The following is a 15,959-nucleotide window of genomic DNA, read 5'->3' on the forward strand; positions in this document are numbered from 1 at the left end:
TCTTGTGGTGTGAGTTCTAGCTATTGGCTTGTTTAAACCAATCTAAAACTTAAATGTGGTGCGGATTACCCCCACCCAGATCGCACTGTTATTACTGTTAGCTTCCGGGTTAAGAATCACATAGGCACCAGGGGTAATCTGGATGTTTTTGCTAACCGGGAATTTATACTGAGCTTCAATGATGTAGGGGGCACTACGATCATTGCTGATCCGATCACCCACTAAGCTACCGACGTAGGGAGCGTAGGGCATCAAACCACCGCTGATGGAAGCCACTGCGCCTTCTTTGAACACATCCAGAACGGATAAAGACGCATTCCAAGTCCAGAGATCAGCACCAAGACCACTGCGATTTTGGGTATTGTTGCCGGTATTAAAACCTTGGGCGGTGGCATTGGCATAACCAAACCAACCGGCAAGGTTAAGCTTCTCGGTAATTTGCCAGGAAGTCTGGAAGTTATAGGTATCCATGGTTGTGGCCGCCTGGTAAAAGGGGTTACTGGCGATGCGGCTACCGGTACTCCCCGTCAAGTTAACGTCACCCTGGGTAAAGTATTTGTGCAGGTAGGAAATACCAAAGCTAAAGTCCTTGGTCGGTTTAACGTCAAACTGGACCCCGGTGCTGAAGCTACCATTAAAAAGGCCATTTCCACTCTTAAATGTATTCAGGCCGTTGGGACTTTCAAAAATATCATCGGAGGGATTGTTAGCCTGGTTGTTGTTACCGAGGTAAGCCGCGGTGACACTGAAAATGTCATTGAATTTATAGCGAGCCGCACCACCAACCCCGGATGGACCCCGAAAAGCAAAGGGATTATAGCGACTAAAACGGCTCAGAGCACCGGTGTCTCCACTTGCTAAATAGGGATTATGGGTCTGAAACACGTCATCTAGACCCAACCCCCTGGCCCCGACCCAGGTGGTGAAGTTCCCCACAGGAAAGCGGTAAAATAGTTTATTGATGTCAACGTTGTTATCTGGACTAGAACCATCAAAGGCAAGGCGAGCCATGTTGGTGCCGGTGGGGCCAGACAAGTTGGGTACACTGCCAGCCTGCAAACGAGTACGTAGTAAGTCTTTACCGGTAAAGCTGGTGTCGAAGTTTAAACGAACCCGACTGGACAAGGTGGCATTTTCCTCCACAGGAGCCGGGGCCGCCGCACCAAAGTTATCAATATTGTCCTGTTGACGCCAATCTACCGCTTTATCGCCTCCCCACTGGTCAACCAGGGCAAAAACTGCCACCCCATTCAGTTTAGTGGTGGTGGAAAATTGATGGTCTTCCAGGAAAGAAGTGCGGACTTCCAGGTTATCAATGCGAGCCCCCAAGGCGGCCAATTCCGCTTCAAACTCCTGCATTAAGCGTTTGAGTTTATCAATGTCTTCCCTTAGAACCGCTACGTTCTCCTGGATTAAACGCTCCATCACGTTCATACAAGCGTTCAAGCCGGCAGCAAATTCCCAACGACTCAACGCCCGATCGCCACGGAAAGTCCGGTCAGGATAACCCACAATACAGCCGTAACGTTCAACTAAACTTTTGAGGGCTTCATAGGCCCAGGCGGTGGGTTGCACATCCCTCAACTCGGAAACACTGGTTATCTGATCCATCGCTCCATGGGGATCAGAAACCAAGGCTCCACCACTGCCAGCACCAACTAGAGTGGGAAATCTTTGTTGCAATTGATTTTTCTTAAAGCTGTCCGGAAAGTTGGCCGAATCAAAGCTTTGAGCCACCACAGACGGGCTAAAAGCCAGAATCAACGCCACAATTCCTAAATTTGGGCGCAAAAAGCCCTGAGAATTGCTTCCCATAAGTCACTCCTCACTACAGAGACTATTACAATCTATTCGTGTTTAGATTTTTAGAAGGTTATCATAGTTGAGAATTAATATCAACATTATTGAGGTTAATTTGCAATATTTCGGTGATCGCCAGGCTGAAGGAGGACGGACAACGGTGCTTTAAAATGGGGACTCAGGAAATTTTGAATAGATTTCAGCGGACAAGCGCTTAGCATCAACATCATGATCAATCCCATTTTGGCTGCGGCTCAGCAAAGTCAATGGCAATTAGTGGGGCAATATCTATCCAGTGTTGGTCCGGCCCAACTCGACCAAGGGGATGCCAAGGGACTAACGGCTTTGATGTATGGCGTAGCGGCCTTGGAAATGACCACCGTCAAACAACTGCTACAAGCGGGGGCTGACCCTAACCGCTCCCGTCCACCCCATGGCATTACCCCCTTAATGTTATTAGCGGGACTACAGTACCATCCCAATAACTCTGAAAAAAATCTGGACCAACAGGCGATCGCCAAGCTATTGATAAAGGCCGGGGCAGATCTCAATCAGGGCAATGATGACCGTACAACGACTTTGATGATGGCGGCCTATCGCAATAATGAGCCCCTAGTAAAAATTCTCCTGGAGGCAGGGGCTGACCCTAATTTGCAAGATGATCAGGGCACTACAGCGTTGGAATGGGCGATTAAGCAGGAAAACCTAGCCATGGTTACAGCCCTGTTGGAGTGGAAAGTTGACCTGGGTTTAACCGATGGGGAAGGTAATTTACCGCTAACCCTAGCCATGGGAGGAGGTAATGAAGCCATCATCGGTGATTTAATCCGGGCCGGCGCCTGCGGGGATGCAGAAAGTTGGTTCACAGCAGTGGAGGAGGGCAACACTTTTGCGGTCCAAGCATTGATTGAGGCTGGCTATCCCCCGGCCCAGATGGGAGAAATGGGGGATACGGCTTTACATATTGCCTGTCTGGAAGGTTATGGCCAAATGGTGCAGGCACTATTGCAAGAACAAGTTCCCCTAGACCTTGCCAATCAAGCCGGGGATACCCCTTTACAATTGGCGATCGCCCAGGGACATGTGGACATTGTGGCTCAACTACTCAATGCTGGGGCCGATAGCAATTTTTCCGGTAACGGAGAACCGCCCCTCCTAACAGCCCTGACTGCCAGCCATGGAGATGCCCAGACTCAAGCGGCCATAGTTGACGCCCTAGGCCGGGCGGGAGTTGACCTCGACCAAACCCTATGGGAGGGAAAAACCCCTTTAATGCTGGCGGCCATGGAGAATCTGAGTGCTGTGGTTACCACCATTGCTGATTATGCTGTCCAAGTTAACCGTGGCGATCCCAGCGGCTCCACTGCACTGATGTGGGCTTGTCATCGGGGTCATCAGTCGGCGGTGCAAACTCTGCTGGCTAATTTCCCCGCTCTGGACGCTAACTTAAAAAATCAGGGGGGCCAAACAGCCCTTGATTTAGCACGCTTGAATCGTCATGGGCCGATTGTGGCTTTGTTGGAATCCTATATTTCCCGTAGCGCTTAATTATTAGTTAGTAATTTTATTCGACTTTGATTTCCCTTTTCACACCATGGTTAATTCCCTGCCCTCTCCTCCCCAACCCTTGCCCGATCGCCTGGTGGGGGAAAGTTGGCAATTTGTTGCCCTTCCGGCCCAGGATATCTGGCCCTATTTTGGCGATCGTCCGATGCGTTATCAATCCATGCCGGAGTCTTTATCCCCCCTCCAGCTAGGTTTAGCGGCGGATTTGCCCATTCCTGGGGTAGTAATTTACGGTGGTCGTCAATGTCGTCAGATTGGTCAATGGTTAGCAGAACAACAACCGACTAGTTTGCTCTACATTGCCGAAGACCCCCAACAATCGGGAGGACTGGTGCTTCATACCCAAACTGGCGATCAATGGGTAATGGTTACTTTTAAAGATGGAGAAATGGCCACAGCGGCGGGGGTATTTAGCCAACGACAACAAAAAGCAAAGGGCCTACATTTTCTTTGGCTCCAACCCGATAATTCGGGGGTAACAACTACGGGGATATGGTTATTGCAAAAGTCATAGAACACTAGCATTTTCACTCCCAACTAAGCTAAAAGAACTTAGAAACTAGACTATGAATTTCTGAATTTGGGTAATGGTCGGGGCGATCGCCCGATGGGCATCCTTTAAAATCTTGGTGAACACTAGACAGTTGACAAAGACAATGAATATTCAGTTTCTCACTAATATTACAACAGCTATACTAGTGGCAGTGGTGCTACAGATTACCCTTTGGCCCCCAGCGGCCCAGGCTTGCACCAGAATTTTGTGGAACAATAACAAATTCGCTGTGGTGGTCGGCCGGACCATGGATTGGCCAGAATCCACCGAGCCTGAGTTGATGGTTTTTCCCCGGGGCATCGAAAGGAATGGGGGCATGTTGGGGGATATGTTGGTGGTGAAAGACAATCCAGCCCAATGGACTTCCAAATATGGCAGTGTGGTGACGACAGTCTATGGCATGGGCACGGTGGATGGTTTGAATGAAAAGGGGCTGGGTATGCATATGCTCTACCTAACAGCGACGGATTTTGGACCTCGGGACCCCAAGAAAGCGGGAGTGCAGGCGGGACTGTGGGGACAGTATTTGTTAGACAATGCCGCCTCTGTGGAGGAAGCCCTGGCCTTAATGAAGGAGATTCAGCCAGTGATGGTTGCCCTTGACGACATGAAAGCAACGGTGCATTTAGCTATTGAGGACGCCAGCGGGGATTCTGCCATTTTGGAATATGTGGAGGGTAATTTAGTCGTCCACCACGGCCCAGAGTATCGGGTAATGACCAATGATCCCCCCTACGATCAGCAGTTAAAATTCCTAGAAACGTGGGACTTTACCAATGCCACCCGCCAAACTCTTTTGCCTGGCAACGTGGATCCCAAGGATCGTTTTGTTCGGGCTAGCTACTACCAAATGATGTTACCAGAGCCGAAAACTGAACAGGAAGCCATTGCTGGTATTTTATCCATTGCCCGTAATGTCTCTGTTCCTTTTGGTGCGCCTAATAATCTTCCTGGCTCCTTGTATAACACCGAATATCGCACTGCCATTGATCTAACCAATCGCCGTTACTTTTTTGAATTGACTACGAGTCCCAATGTCATTTGGGTTAACCTAGACCAGCTTAATTTTGTCTCTGGTGCAACGGTGTTAAGTCTTGATCCTGATGACCTGGGGTTATCGGGGAATGTCACAGATAAATTTGTACGGGTAACAAAAATTCCCTTTTGATAACCTGTTAGTCAGATAATCTTGATTCTCCAATATGGCCGGAAGCTAAAAATAACTGCCCCGCTTTTATTGGAGATCGAGGGAAAAAGTTTAAGGGTCTAAATCAGTATGAGCCACCTAAAAAATCCGTTAACCAATCCTTTAAAACCCAGGTGGCTCGGCAATCATCTTCGTTGTAGCGCAAAATTAATTCCAAAAATTGGCGATCGCCAGTGGTTAACCAATTGTCATACCAACAGACCGATTGATCACCGCTGGCCTGGGCATCCCGCCACTGAAAACCCAACCAACTAGCCAGGGATTTGAGAGAATAACTTTCCACCGGACAGATCACATGGCTGGTGACGTAATGGTGCAAATCCACACACTGTCCCAACATTTGCTCCCGCAATTTAGACGGTGTGCCATAGAGTTTCCCCAACCGTTTAATGGTTTCCCGTTCATATTCAGAAAAGTGATAAATGGGAGCATCGGGATAGGTCTCGATTAATTGCACAAATTGTTGCCAGATGAGGCCTTCTTCTGCGGGATCTTTAGCCATAAAGCCATAGAAATTTTCTGTTTTTTCCCGATAATTAACCACCACTACGCCGAGTAAATAGTCCAAGTTTCGCTCCGGTTCTGCCTCAATGTCGAAATATAATTCCACTGGTGATCGGGGTAGGGGATAGACTTTTTGCTCCTTCACCATGGCCCGTTTTTCCACCAAGGCCAGGGCCTGTTGCTGTAATTGCCTGGCGATCGCCGTGCCCATTAATTCCCCCACCTGAGTGGCCTGGAGTCGGGCGAGGGAGTCAATGGTCAATACTCCCACCGTTTGCAAGGATTCGTAGCGGCTGGGGGTGACTCCGGGGACGAGGGAAAGGTGCTGTTGCTCTTGGGCAATGGCGTAGCAATGGTTATACCAGTGGCAGAGATTACACCGTTGGCGGGAAATAAATACCTCTGGTTCCCGTTGGTGAATTAGGGTTTGTACACAATCGGCTAGGGTTTGGTGAAAGCGGGGCAACCATTCCCACAAATCCACCGAGTAAGAATTACCCCGGCGCAGAATAATTTCCACCCAACGGGGCAATGGTCCTTGATGCACCGCCAACAACTGGGCATAGAAAGCGGCTAGAATTTTGTATTCTGGCTTTGGCCGGCGACCCAACTGGATACTCACTGGCCGATATTGCCATGGCCCCCAACGGGATTCACCGGCAACTTTAACCAATAGATGGGGATGACCCAACAATTCCAGTATTGGTAAATGACCGTTATTGTCGGTGTTTAAATTGACTGGCAGACTGTGGTAAAGATAACCCCGATAAATGCAATCCACCCCCTGGGACATTAAGGTTTTGGTTTCTTGGGCCCGCTCCTGGCCGAACTGGGTGGGGGTTTCCGGTTCTCGGTAATGGGGAAATTGTTCCTCCAGAACTTCTTGGATATGTCTTTGGCTTTCCTGGCGTAGTTTGAGCAAAAAATCCCGCTCCGGGCGGCGTTCTTCACTGGAGCCGTGGGTGTTGAGATAGGCTCGGCGTTGACAGCGTTTATAGTCCAGCAGGAGGGTATCGGTAACTAGCATAGGGGCCCAGTTCCTGGCGGACGGCAATTATTTAGGGTGGTTATCCCCCAATGGTTTTGATGCTGACGGGGAAATTCACTGAGATCATCCACAAAGTTCACAAGTCTAGAGATTTTGCCCAAGTTACCCCCCATTATTCTACGAATCCGAAAAAAGTTGCAGAAGTCCTGCCCCACCAGGGATGATGTTAACTTGTTGCTCAACTATGTCTCCTGTCGGTAAAGTTTATTCTCCATGACCACCCTGACCCCTTTTATCCCCTTAAATTTCCCGATTACGGCGATCGTTGGCCAAGAAGCGATCAAACTAGCCCTACTCCTAGGGGCGATCGATCCAGGGTTGGGGGGCATTGTGATTGCGGGACGGCGGGGCACAGCGAAATCGGTCATGGCCAGGGCAATTCACACCCTGTTACCCCCCATTGAAATTATTAAGGGCAATCGTTACCAATGCGACCCGAAAAATCCCGGCAGTTGGGACGATGACACCCTAGAAAAATTCGCCGATGTTCCCCTGGATCAGTTGGAAACCGAGGTCATTCCCGCTCCCTTTATTCAAATTCCGTTGGGGGTAACGGAAGATCGCTTGCTGGGGTCGGTGGATGTGGAAAAATCCGTTAAACAGGGGGAAGCAGTATTTCAGCCGGGATTACTGGCCCAGGCCCACCGGGGCGTGTTGTACATTGACGAGTTGAATTTGTTGGATGATCAGATTGCCAACCAATTATTAACGGTGCTCACGGAAGGCAAAAACCAGATTGAGCGGGAGGGCATTAGTTTTCAGCATCCCTGCCAGCCTTTATTGATTGCTACTTATAACCCGGAAGAGGGGCCGTTGCGGCGCCATTTACTGGACCGCATTGCGATCGCCTTAAGTGCGGACGGCATTTTGGGATTGGATCAACGGGTGGCGGCGGTGGATCAGGTGCTAGCCTATGCCGATTCTCCCATTAGTTTTATTGACCAGTACGACGCTGAATTGGACGACCTCAAAACCACCATTATCCTGGCTCGGGAATGGCTCAAGGAAGTAAGTCTGACTTCGGATCAGGTGGGTTACCTAGTGGAGGAAGCGATCCGGGGTGGTCTCCAGGGCCATCGGGGAGAATTGTTTGCCATGCGGGTAGCTAAGGCGATCGCCGCTTTGGATGGACGCAGTGACGTACAGGCTGATGACCTAAGGCAAGCAGTGGAATTGGTCATCGTCCCCCGTAGTGTGTTGATGGATAATCCTCCCCCCCCAGACCAGGCGCCGCCGCCACCACCACCCCAAAATCAGGACGAAGGGGAAGAAGAGCAAGAAGATCAACAGGACGACAACGAAGACGACAAAGACAATGAATCGGAAGCAGAGCAAGATCCCCCCAGCATTCCCGAAGAATTCATTTTTGATCCAGAAGGGGTCAGTCTAGATCCTTCGGTGCTGTACTTTGCCCAGATGGCCCAGAAACAAGGTAAGTCCGGTAGTCGCTCGGTAATTTTTTCCGATGACCGGGGCCGTTATCTCAAACCAATTTTACCCAAGGGAAAAGTCCGCCGCATTGCCGTTGATGCTACGTTGCGGGCCGCTTCCCCCTATCAAAAATCCCGCCGCCTGCGCCATCCCGATCGCCAAGTAATTGTGGAGCAGGGAGATATTCGGGGCAAAAAACTGGTACGAAAAGCGGGGGCATTAATTGTGTTTTTGGTGGATGCGTCGGGCTCCATGGCGTTGAATCGTATGCAGGCCGCCAAAGGAGCGGTGATGCAATTGCTGACAGAAGCCTACGAAAATCGAGATCAGGTTTCCCTTATTCCCTTCCAGGGGGAAAATGCGGAAGTATTACTACCCCCCACCCGTTCCATTGCCATGGCCAAAAAACGGCTGGAAACGTTGCCCTGTGGCGGTGGTTCTCCCCTTTCCCACGGCTTAATGCAGGCAGTGAATGTGGGCATGAATGCTAAGCGTTCTGGGGACATTGGCCAAGTAGTAATCGTAGCCATCACCGATGGTCGGGGTAATATCCCCTTAGCCCGTTCCTTGGGGGACGAAATTCCTGAGGGAGAAAAGCCTGACATTAAAGCAGAATTGTTGGAAATTGCCGCCCGCATTCGGGGTTTAGGTATGCAATTGTTGGTTATTAACACGGAGAAAAAATTTGTTTCCACCGGCTTCGGCAAAGAATTAGCCCAAAAAGCTGGGGGTAAGTATTATCAACTGCCCAAAGCCACTGACCAAGGCATTGCTTCCATGGCCCGCCAGGCGATCGCCGACATGCAATGAAATGCCTTTTACCCCAGAGCTTCTTAGCGAATTGAATCAACAAAATCTGGCTCAACCGCCGCCAATTTACGTAGGGCTAAGTTGACCGTCGCTGAGTCTTTGAATATTGCCGCCACATCAGGGTCGAGAAGTACGATATTTGTTCCTTTACGATAGGCTTGATAATGTTTGCCCCGCTCACCACCAGAAAAATCATAAACGTCACGCATGGGAACTTCTTCATGATCATTAGTTGGACTCATACTGTCTCCTTTCTGCTGGAACTGCTGGACGTGCACTAATAATCCGAATGCGTCCTTCTCTCTCCGTATATGATACAACCAACAATCAGTTTTTAGATGAGTGAGCAATGCTTAACCACCTCATCTCATTAAAGGAATGATCGGGATCAGCGATGGTCAACTCTAACGGATCGCTAAAGACTGTAGCGGCTTCCCCAAAATTTATTCCATGTTTAGTGATATTACGCTTTTTTTCTGCCAAGTCCCACTCAAATTGCATCATTTTTTTCTGTCCAGACTGACACAGTCCCAACACTACTAATACAGTTTGGGAAACCAAATTCAACGACCAAGCTTACCAAGCAAGCTATGACCTAGTAAATACCACCAATTACCCAAAGCCACTGGCCAAGGCATTGCTTCCATGACCTGCCAGGCGATCGCCGACATGCAATAAAATGCCTTCTATGATCTAGCCTAAGTAAAACTCTTCATTCTGCTGAACAACTGAGTTTTATCCATGAGTGAACATGAATATAATAAATATATTAATCAATTGAGAAGGCAATTGGTCAATGCTATGGAGAGAATAAAAACCCTTGAGTTAGCCATAGAACCAGATGGACGCATAAGCGAAGCATTTTCGGTGATGGAAAAACATATGGACGTTCGGTTTGATCAGTTTGATACCAGATTTGATCACCTGGAATCACGGCTAGATCGAATGGATCATCAATTTAATCAACTACAGGCAAAGTTAACAATTATTTTGGACGCAATTACCGGCATCGGTGATTTACCTGAAGAATGAAACAGTCTGACTGTAACTTTATCAAAAACATAAACACCATGCAGAACCGAATCACTATCCACCCAGATATTTGCAACGGTAAACCTACCATTGTCGGAACCAGGATTACGGTACAAACCATAATGGAATTTTTAGGAGCAGGAGATTCTCCAGAAGATATTCTGGAAGATTACCCAGCCTTAACAAGGGAAGATATTTATGCTTGTATGCAGTTTGCCGCAAAGCTGATGGGTAACCATTTTGAAATCAAAAAAATTGTATGAAAGGATTTTTATTTGACGAAAATTTGCCTGCTAAACTTCAACTAAGATCCTCCTTCCCTATCATTCACGTCTCAGTGTTGGGAGAGAGTCTTAGAGATACAGAAATTTGGCAATATGCCAAAGAAAATGACCTGGTAATTATTACTAAAGACGCTGATTTTTCTGATCGAATAATAATCGATTCTTTCCCACCAAAAGTTATTCATCTACGTTTTGGTAATATGCGTAAAAAAGAATTTAAGGAATTTCTTTCTCAAATTTGGCTGGAGATTGAAAAATTAGCTGTTGATCATAAATTAATTAATGTTTATCGAGATCGTATAGAATCATTTAGATGAGATTAGTCATCAAAGAAAAATGCTTGCGATATCAATCAGCAGACTTTTTTTAATTCACCACAGCCAAGTAGGTTAGTTCCTCACTAGCTAGGCCGCTGATGGTACCACCTAAATTTAAAACTTCTGCCAAAAAGGCGATCGCCTCCGAGGTAATAATTTCTCCGGGGACAAGGACGGGAATACCGGGGGGATAGGGACAAAGCAGACCAGCACTAATTTTCCCAATGGCTTCATTAACGGTTACTAGTTTTTGGGGAGCATGGGCGGCTCGACGGGGAGTCATGGCCAGGGTAGTACTAGGTAAGGGGGGTAAAGTTAATTGAAGCGGTTGTTGAAAACTCGTGGGCGCTAACTGAGTTAAAGCTTCTAATAAACGAGCTAAATCCTGGACTTGATTGCCAATGCTGACGATAAAACTTAACTGCCGTAGGGTGGGCAATTCCGCTGTAATTTGAAATTTTTCCCGCAGAAAATCATCTAATTCAAATCCGGACATTCCCCAGGCGGTCGCATCGATGGTAATGCGGGTGGGATCGAGGGCTAAAGCTCCGGAATAAGGTTGGGAAATTTCTAATAAAACTAACCCCGGAATTTGAGCTAATTTTTGTCGGTAATGGAGGGCAAATTCCCAGATTTTTGTCATCATTTCTCGTCCACCATTGGCCATTTGGTGTCGGGCGCTATCGAGGGAAGCCAGCAAAACATAATTGGGGCTGGTGGATTGAATTAATTGCAAACATTGACTGATTTTTTGGGGATTAATCAAACTGCCTTGGGCGTGTACCATGGCGCACTGGCTCAGAGCTCCCAACATCTTATGGGTGGATTGGACCACAATGTCTGCCCCCAATTCCAAAGCTGGTCTAGGGAACAGGGGATGAAAGGGAAAATGGCCCCCATGGGCTTCATCAACAATGACAGGTAAATTAGCCCCATGACTCAATTCGACTAACTTCTGTAAGTCCCCCACAACGCCATGGTAGGTAGGATGGAGCAAAAATACCGCTTTGGCATCGTCATGTTTTTGTAGCGCTTGGCATAGGGTTTCTGGCCTAATCCCCAAAGCCAAATCCCAATCAGCGTAAACTTCCGGTTGCAAAAATATTGGTACAGCCCCGGCATGGATTACTCCAGCGATCGCCGCTTGATGCACATTCCGAGGCAAGAGAATTTTATCCCCATCGCCACAGGTGGCCAAAATTGCCGCCACAATGCCCGCCGTAGAACCATTAACAGAAAACCAGGTTCGTTCTGCTCCCCACAAATCCGCCGCTAACTCCTGGGCCTTGGCGATCGCCCCGCTGGGAGCAAACAGATTGTCCAGCTCTGGCAATTCCGGCAAGTCAGCTTGGAATAGGGCTGGCCCTAACCATTGTTTAAATGCAGGGGCAATACCCTGACCCCGTTTATGGCCCGGCGCGTAAAAAGGGGTGTCCGACTGCTGGGCAAGGTTTTTCAGCGCATTCGCTAGGGGTAAATCCTGTTGATCTAAACTAGCCATTACAGATCAGGAAAAACAGTTTGCACCGCCGGCTGCACTAATTTTCCTGCCTGGACATTAACTCCCTTGGCCAACGGCACATCATTCTCCCAAGCTTTTTTCCCCTGGTGGGCCAATTTCAACACGTAGGGCAAAGTACTATTGTTCAGCGCTTGGGTGGCTGTCCAGGGAGCGGCCCCAGGCATATTAGGAATACCCACATGGACTACTCCCGCCTCCAGGTAACTGGGCTCACTGTGAGATGTAACCCGTAAAGTTTCTACACAGCCTCCTTGGTCGATCGCCACATCCATAATTACTGCCCCCGGTAACATTTGCTCTACTTGGGAGCGAGACACTAAAACAGGGGCCCGTTTTCCAGGGATTAATACCGCTCCAATTAACAAATCGGTGTGGGGTAATAGCTCTTCAATCTCGCTGGCATTGCTGTAACGCAGATCCACCCTGGAGCCGAATAATTCCCCCAATTGGTTTAAACGATCCACATTGACATCCAAAATAGTCACCACAGCCCCCAGCCCGATCGCCATTTTGGCCGCCTCTGTACCGACAACGCCGCCCCCGAGGATAGTCACCTGCCCTGCTTTGACTCCGGGCACGCCCCCCAATAAAACTCCCCGGCCACCCTGTTGTTTTTCCAGGTAATGGGCCCCCATTTGCACCGCCAACCGCCCGGCAATGCGACTCATGGGCGCTAACAAAGGCAATTGACCATTGGCCAGTTCCACCGTTTCGTAGGCGATCGCCGTAATGCCGGATTTAATTAGAGCTTCGGTCAGGGCACGTTCTGCTGCTAAATGGAGATAGGTGAACAACAACTTAGGCAGAATTAAATATTCATATTCCCTGGGGAGAGGCTCTTTCACCTTCACCACCAGTTCCCTCTGCCAAGCTTCTTTGGCGGTCGTAACCAACTGGGCTCCCACCTTTGCATAGGCCCCATCGGGGAAACCAGAACCTACTCCGGCCCCTTGTTCCACAAAGACCTCATGGCCCTGGGCCACCAATGCTCGCACACTACTGGGGGTCAGCCCCACCCGAAATTCCTGGTCTTTAATTTCCTTGGGAACACCAATTTCCATACCGATCTCTGCAAGGGGGATACTATGCCAACCCCCCTATTAAATCAGACATTTCCACCGATGCCATGGACTAGGACTGCAACTAGGGATTGGCCGTAAATTCCCTTAAAATAGTAAGTCTGCTTAGATCAACAAAATCATTGAGAGGTTTGCCTTGCTAACATTGGGGGTCAACATCGATCACGTAGCCACTATTCGCCAAGCCCGTCAAACGGTGGAGCCAGACCCGATCGCCGCCGCTGTGTTGGCCGAACTAGCCGGAGCCGATGGCATTACAGCCCATTTACGGGAAGATCGTCGCCACATCCAAGAACGAGACGTGGAAATATTGCGCCAAACGGTGCGTACCCATTTAAACCTAGAGATGGCCGCCACCAAGGAAATGGTAGGCATTGCTCTCAAATTGAAGCCCGACTACGTCACCCTAGTACCGGAACGGCGGGAAGAAGTGACCACGGAAGGGGGTTTAGACGTGGCTGGTAACCTGGACTATTTGTTTGGGGTGGTTGAGCAGTTGCAATCCCAACAGATCCCCGTTAGCCTTTTCATCGACCCCGATGTGCCCCAACTGAAAGCCGCCGCCCAGAGCGGAACCAAATTTATCGAATTGCATACGGGCAAATATGCCAATGCCCCCACTGCCGACGACCAAGCCAGGGAATTAGGCTCCCTGGCCATTGCCTGTGATATTGCGCTAGAACTGGGGCTACGCATCAACGCCGGCCATGGACTGACCTATTGGAATGTGCGTCCCGTGGCGGAATTACCGGGCATGGAAGAATTGAATATTGGCCACAGCATCATGAGCCGAGCCATTCTGGTGGGCATGGAAAGGGCAGTGCGGGAAATGAAATTAGCCATGTTGGGCCTGCCATTTTAGCGCCAAGCCCATGGTAGGGTGGAAAGTTGGGCATTGACGATCCTACCCAGCGGTATAGTCAATCAGTATTTATTAGTTATAAAACAAACTATATGGCTACCTATTATTACGCTTTGGCAAGTCAAAAATTTCTCCTGGAAGAGGAACCCTTTGAAGAGGTGCTGAAGGAACGGCGACGGGATTATGCTGAAAAAAATAAGGAAATTGACTTTTGGCAAGTCATTCAACCAGCCTTTATTAATACACTGGAACTGGCCGAAGCCAAGGCGAAAGCTCCTGAAAAAAATGTAGCGATTATTTCTACCAATAAGTCTTTTATTGTCTGGGTCAAACTGCGGTTGGAATATGTCCTCACCGGGGAATTTGAAGCTCCGTCTGATACCATTCCCGACCCCCTTGCCTCCCTGGGTTAAGGGAGTTTTTCAAACTCTCTCTATTCGTATTCCACTAAGCTCCAAAACTGGTTACTGCCGGGAAATTGGGCCGCTACGGTTACGTTATCAAAGCGAATGGTCTCCGAGCCGGTAAAAATATCCCCTGTGCGGTTGAGGGGAATTAGTTCCCGTCGATCTTGGTCCACCAATACCACTGTTTCTGCCCCCGGCACCTGAATTTGGAAATAGCTGGCCTGGTTTTGAGGTAAAGTCCGCCCCAGGGGGGAAATTAGCCTTACTTGCATTTCGCTGAAGGTACCATAGGTGCTCGGAAATGGTTGTCCTGATCCCTGGGCTGTCACATCATAGACGATCGCCTGGTAATAGGTTTCTTCCTGGGAGTTTTTGCTCAGGATTAATAACTTATATTCCCCCGGTTGGGGAAAGGCGGCATTGACCGTTACTTGCCCCCGCTGACTTTGGCTGAGGGTATATTGCTTATCCAGAGGCTGACCGTTGTTATTCATCAATTGGGCCACCACTTGTACATCGTTCCCTGTGCGGAGGGTTACTTCCAAATCCCCACCGGCTACGATGTCATTTTGGGGATGACTAACTAATGCTATTTGATCCCGGAAAAATCTAGGGGTGAGGGCTGGTAACTGATCAAATGTTTGGCGATCGTAGGGTTGGGGCAGTAATTGCCATTGGGTCTCCCGGGGAAAGTGACTAACAATTAACTGTTCCGGCGGCGTCGCAAAATAGTTGGGGTTAAATTTAGCCTCAAACTTACCATTGCTAACAATGCCTGCTCCCCAGGTGGTATCAAGTAAATACCATTGGCCGTCAATGCTGACCCCATTCCAAGCATGGTTAACGTCGGGGTCATCCCCCACAATCACATCTCCCCCTTTGGCAAAGCCTTCAATAATTACCACGTCTAGCCCCAATTCCTTAGCCAGGGCCTGATACAAATTGGAGTAGCCAGAGCAGATGGTTTCCCCCCGAGCAAGCACCGTCTCCGGTCGGAGGTCATCAATGTTGCGGGTTTCGGCCATGGGCACGTCGTAGACAATATTTTGGGTAATCCAGCTATAGGCTAAGCGGGCTTTTTCCCAGTCATTGTTGGCCAAGGGACTGATTAAGGCAGCCAATTCTTTAACGGAATTACCTTGGTAAACAATTGTACGAGCCAAATTATCTAATCTTTCCCCCCCATCCCCAGAAAAAGATGCGGTATTACCAGCAATGGGATTCTCCACCCGTTGGGTTACCACAAGGGTTTTGGGGTTGATACCCTGGGGCAACTTATCGGCGATCGCCCCCAGGTTAACGGGCGGCAAACTTTTGGAACCACCGCTGGGGCTGAAATACCACATGGCTCCCCCCACCAAACCCAGCAGTACCATTCCCATCACCAAACTGCCCTTAGAAGATTGACGGGGCTTAACTTTCTGATAACGGCGAACGGAGTGGGTTTGGGAACGGTGAGGAGCCACGGAATTACAAAATTAGTGGTAAGGGTAAAATTGTTGAAAGAAAGGGAAAAATAAGTGTTACATATTTATTT

The 15,959-nt window shown here is 48.9% G+C and carries 16 protein-coding genes; 9 read left to right on the forward strand and 7 right to left on the reverse strand.

Translation table 11 applies throughout. The features are described from left to right. Positions 1–42 precede the first annotated feature (42 nt). On the reverse strand, positions 43–1,815 hold the full coding sequence (locus IQE94_RS09590; RefSeq protein ID WP_223341808.1) for an iron uptake porin: 1,773 nt from the start codon (positions 1,813–1,815) through the stop codon (positions 43–45). 213 nt (positions 1,816–2,028) lie between these two features. On the opposite strand from IQE94_RS09590, the gene IQE94_RS09595 reads away from it, so the two are divergent. From IQE94_RS09595 to IQE94_RS09605, 3 genes are all read left to right on the forward strand, one after another. Further along, a complete protein-coding gene (locus IQE94_RS09595) occupies positions 2,029–3,348 on the forward strand; it encodes an ankyrin repeat domain-containing protein (protein ID WP_212717806.1) in 1,320 nt (439 codons plus the stop codon). Positions 3,349–3,394: 46 nt separating this feature from the next. Beyond that, positions 3,395–3,880, forward strand: a complete 486-nt coding sequence (locus IQE94_RS09600) for a Tab2 family RNA-binding protein (RefSeq protein WP_223341809.1) — start codon at positions 3,395–3,397, stop codon at positions 3,878–3,880. A 142-nt stretch (positions 3,881–4,022) separates the two neighbouring features. Beyond that, positions 4,023–5,087, forward strand: coding sequence for a linear amide C-N hydrolase (locus IQE94_RS09605; protein WP_223341810.1), 1,065 nt, complete (start codon positions 4,023–4,025; stop codon positions 5,085–5,087). Between the two features lie 103 nt (positions 5,088–5,190). On the opposite strand, the gene IQE94_RS09610 is transcribed toward IQE94_RS09605, so the two are convergent. Next, positions 5,191–6,657 carry a TM0106 family RecB-like putative nuclease gene (locus tag IQE94_RS09610; protein ID WP_212717810.1) on the reverse strand — a complete coding sequence of 489 codons (1,467 nt, stop codon included), beginning with the start codon at positions 6,655–6,657 and terminating at the stop codon, positions 5,191–5,193. 234 nt (positions 6,658–6,891) lie between these two features. Between IQE94_RS09610 and bchD the strand changes: the two genes are divergently transcribed. Beyond that, a complete protein-coding gene (bchD, locus tag IQE94_RS09615; protein WP_212717812.1) occupies positions 6,892–8,919 on the forward strand; it encodes a magnesium chelatase ATPase subunit D in 2,028 nt (675 codons plus the stop codon). A gap of 23 nt (positions 8,920–8,942) precedes the next feature. On the opposite strand, the gene IQE94_RS09620 is transcribed toward bchD, so the two are convergent. Both IQE94_RS09620 and IQE94_RS09625 read right to left on the reverse strand, forming a co-directional pair. Beyond that, positions 8,943–9,128 carry a hypothetical protein gene (locus IQE94_RS09620; RefSeq protein ID WP_223341811.1) on the reverse strand — a complete coding sequence of 62 codons (186 nt, stop codon included), beginning with the start codon at positions 9,126–9,128 and terminating at the stop codon, positions 8,943–8,945. A gap of 118 nt (positions 9,129–9,246) precedes the next feature. Further along, on the reverse strand, positions 9,247–9,423 hold the full coding sequence (locus IQE94_RS09625) for a BrnT family toxin (RefSeq protein ID WP_370630539.1): 177 nt from the start codon (positions 9,421–9,423) through the stop codon (positions 9,247–9,249). 237 nt (positions 9,424–9,660) lie between these two features. On the opposite strand from IQE94_RS09625, the gene IQE94_RS09630 reads away from it, so the two are divergent. The 3 genes from IQE94_RS09630 to IQE94_RS09640 are packed head-to-tail and all read left to right on the forward strand — an operon-like array spanning position 9,661 to position 10,552. Next, entirely contained in the window at positions 9,661–9,951 is a 291-nt protein-coding gene (locus IQE94_RS09630; RefSeq protein ID WP_212717815.1) for a hypothetical protein, read from the forward strand. Next, on the forward strand, positions 9,948–10,214 hold the full coding sequence (locus IQE94_RS09635; protein WP_223341812.1) for a DUF433 domain-containing protein: 267 nt from the start codon (positions 9,948–9,950) through the stop codon (positions 10,212–10,214). The genes IQE94_RS09630 and IQE94_RS09635 overlap by 4 nt, the downstream gene beginning before the upstream one ends. Next, a complete protein-coding gene (locus IQE94_RS09640; RefSeq protein WP_212717817.1) occupies positions 10,211–10,552 on the forward strand; it encodes a DUF5615 family PIN-like protein in 342 nt (113 codons plus the stop codon). Before IQE94_RS09635 ends, IQE94_RS09640 begins: the two co-directional genes overlap by 4 nt. Before the next feature lie 49 nt (positions 10,553–10,601). Here the strand turns inward: IQE94_RS09640 and IQE94_RS09645 are convergent, their stop codons facing one another. Then, positions 10,602–12,053, reverse strand: coding sequence for an aminotransferase class I/II-fold pyridoxal phosphate-dependent enzyme (locus IQE94_RS09645; RefSeq protein WP_212717818.1), 1,452 nt, complete (start codon positions 12,051–12,053; stop codon positions 10,602–10,604). Continuing rightward, on the reverse strand, positions 12,053–13,135 hold the full coding sequence (ald, locus tag IQE94_RS09650) for an alanine dehydrogenase (RefSeq protein ID WP_212717820.1): 1,083 nt from the start codon (positions 13,133–13,135) through the stop codon (positions 12,053–12,055). The genes IQE94_RS09645 and ald overlap by 1 nt, the downstream gene beginning before the upstream one ends. 154 nt (positions 13,136–13,289) lie before the next feature. Here ald and IQE94_RS09655 point away from each other — a divergent pair, with 154 nt between their 5' ends. Continuing rightward, the gene (locus IQE94_RS09655; protein ID WP_223341813.1) at positions 13,290–14,015 is read left to right on the forward strand and encodes a pyridoxine 5'-phosphate synthase; all 726 of its coding nucleotides are present in this window, start codon (positions 13,290–13,292) and stop codon (positions 14,013–14,015) included. A 92-nt stretch (positions 14,016–14,107) separates the two neighbouring features. Continuing rightward, positions 14,108–14,428, forward strand: a complete 321-nt coding sequence (locus IQE94_RS09660) for an MgPME-cyclase complex family protein (RefSeq protein WP_212717825.1) — start codon at positions 14,108–14,110, stop codon at positions 14,426–14,428. Between the two features lie 20 nt (positions 14,429–14,448). Here the strand turns inward: IQE94_RS09660 and IQE94_RS09665 are convergent, their stop codons facing one another. Next, the gene (locus IQE94_RS09665; RefSeq protein WP_223341814.1) at positions 14,449–15,888 is read right to left on the reverse strand and encodes a transglutaminase domain-containing protein; all 1,440 of its coding nucleotides are present in this window, start codon (positions 15,886–15,888) and stop codon (positions 14,449–14,451) included. Positions 15,889–15,959: the final 71 nt, after the last annotated feature.

The organism is Synechocystis sp. PCC 7339 (assembly GCF_019924095.1).
In the GTDB taxonomy this organism is placed as follows: domain Bacteria; phylum Cyanobacteriota; class Cyanobacteriia; order Cyanobacteriales; family Microcystaceae; genus Synechocystis.

What these genes read in the sequence shown, in the direction of transcription:
- IQE94_RS09590 (WP_223341808.1), bottom strand. Translation starts at nt 1,815, where the DNA reads ATGGGAAGCAATTCTCAGGGCTTTTTGCGCCCAAATTTAGGAATTGTG.
- IQE94_RS09595 (WP_212717806.1), top strand. Translation starts at nt 2,029, where the DNA reads ATGATCAATCCCATTTTGGCTGCGGCTCAGCAAAGTCAATGGCAATTA.
- IQE94_RS09600 (WP_223341809.1), top strand. Translation starts at nt 3,395, where the DNA reads ATGGTTAATTCCCTGCCCTCTCCTCCCCAACCCTTGCCCGATCGCCTG.
- IQE94_RS09605 (WP_223341810.1), top strand. Translation starts at nt 4,023, where the DNA reads ATGAATATTCAGTTTCTCACTAATATTACAACAGCTATACTAGTGGCA.
- IQE94_RS09610 (WP_212717810.1), bottom strand. Translation starts at nt 6,657, where the DNA reads ATGCTAGTTACCGATACCCTCCTGCTGGACTATAAACGCTGTCAACGC.
- bchD (WP_212717812.1), top strand. Translation starts at nt 6,892, where the DNA reads ATGACCACCCTGACCCCTTTTATCCCCTTAAATTTCCCGATTACGGCG.
- IQE94_RS09620 (WP_223341811.1), bottom strand. Translation starts at nt 9,128, where the DNA reads ATGCGTGACGTTTATGATTTTTCTGGTGGTGAGCGGGGCAAACATTAT.
- IQE94_RS09625 (WP_370630539.1), bottom strand. Translation starts at nt 9,423, where the DNA reads ATGATGCAATTTGAGTGGGACTTGGCAGAAAAAAAGCGTAATATCACT.
- IQE94_RS09630 (WP_212717815.1), top strand. Translation starts at nt 9,661, where the DNA reads ATGAGTGAACATGAATATAATAAATATATTAATCAATTGAGAAGGCAA.
- IQE94_RS09635 (WP_223341812.1), top strand. Translation starts at nt 9,948, where the DNA reads ATGAAACAGTCTGACTGTAACTTTATCAAAAACATAAACACCATGCAG.
- IQE94_RS09640 (WP_212717817.1), top strand. Translation starts at nt 10,211, where the DNA reads ATGAAAGGATTTTTATTTGACGAAAATTTGCCTGCTAAACTTCAACTA.
- IQE94_RS09645 (WP_212717818.1), bottom strand. Translation starts at nt 12,053, where the DNA reads ATGGCTAGTTTAGATCAACAGGATTTACCCCTAGCGAATGCGCTGAAA.
- ald (WP_212717820.1), bottom strand. Translation starts at nt 13,135, where the DNA reads ATGGAAATTGGTGTTCCCAAGGAAATTAAAGACCAGGAATTTCGGGTG.
- IQE94_RS09660 (WP_212717825.1), top strand. Translation starts at nt 14,108, where the DNA reads ATGGCTACCTATTATTACGCTTTGGCAAGTCAAAAATTTCTCCTGGAA.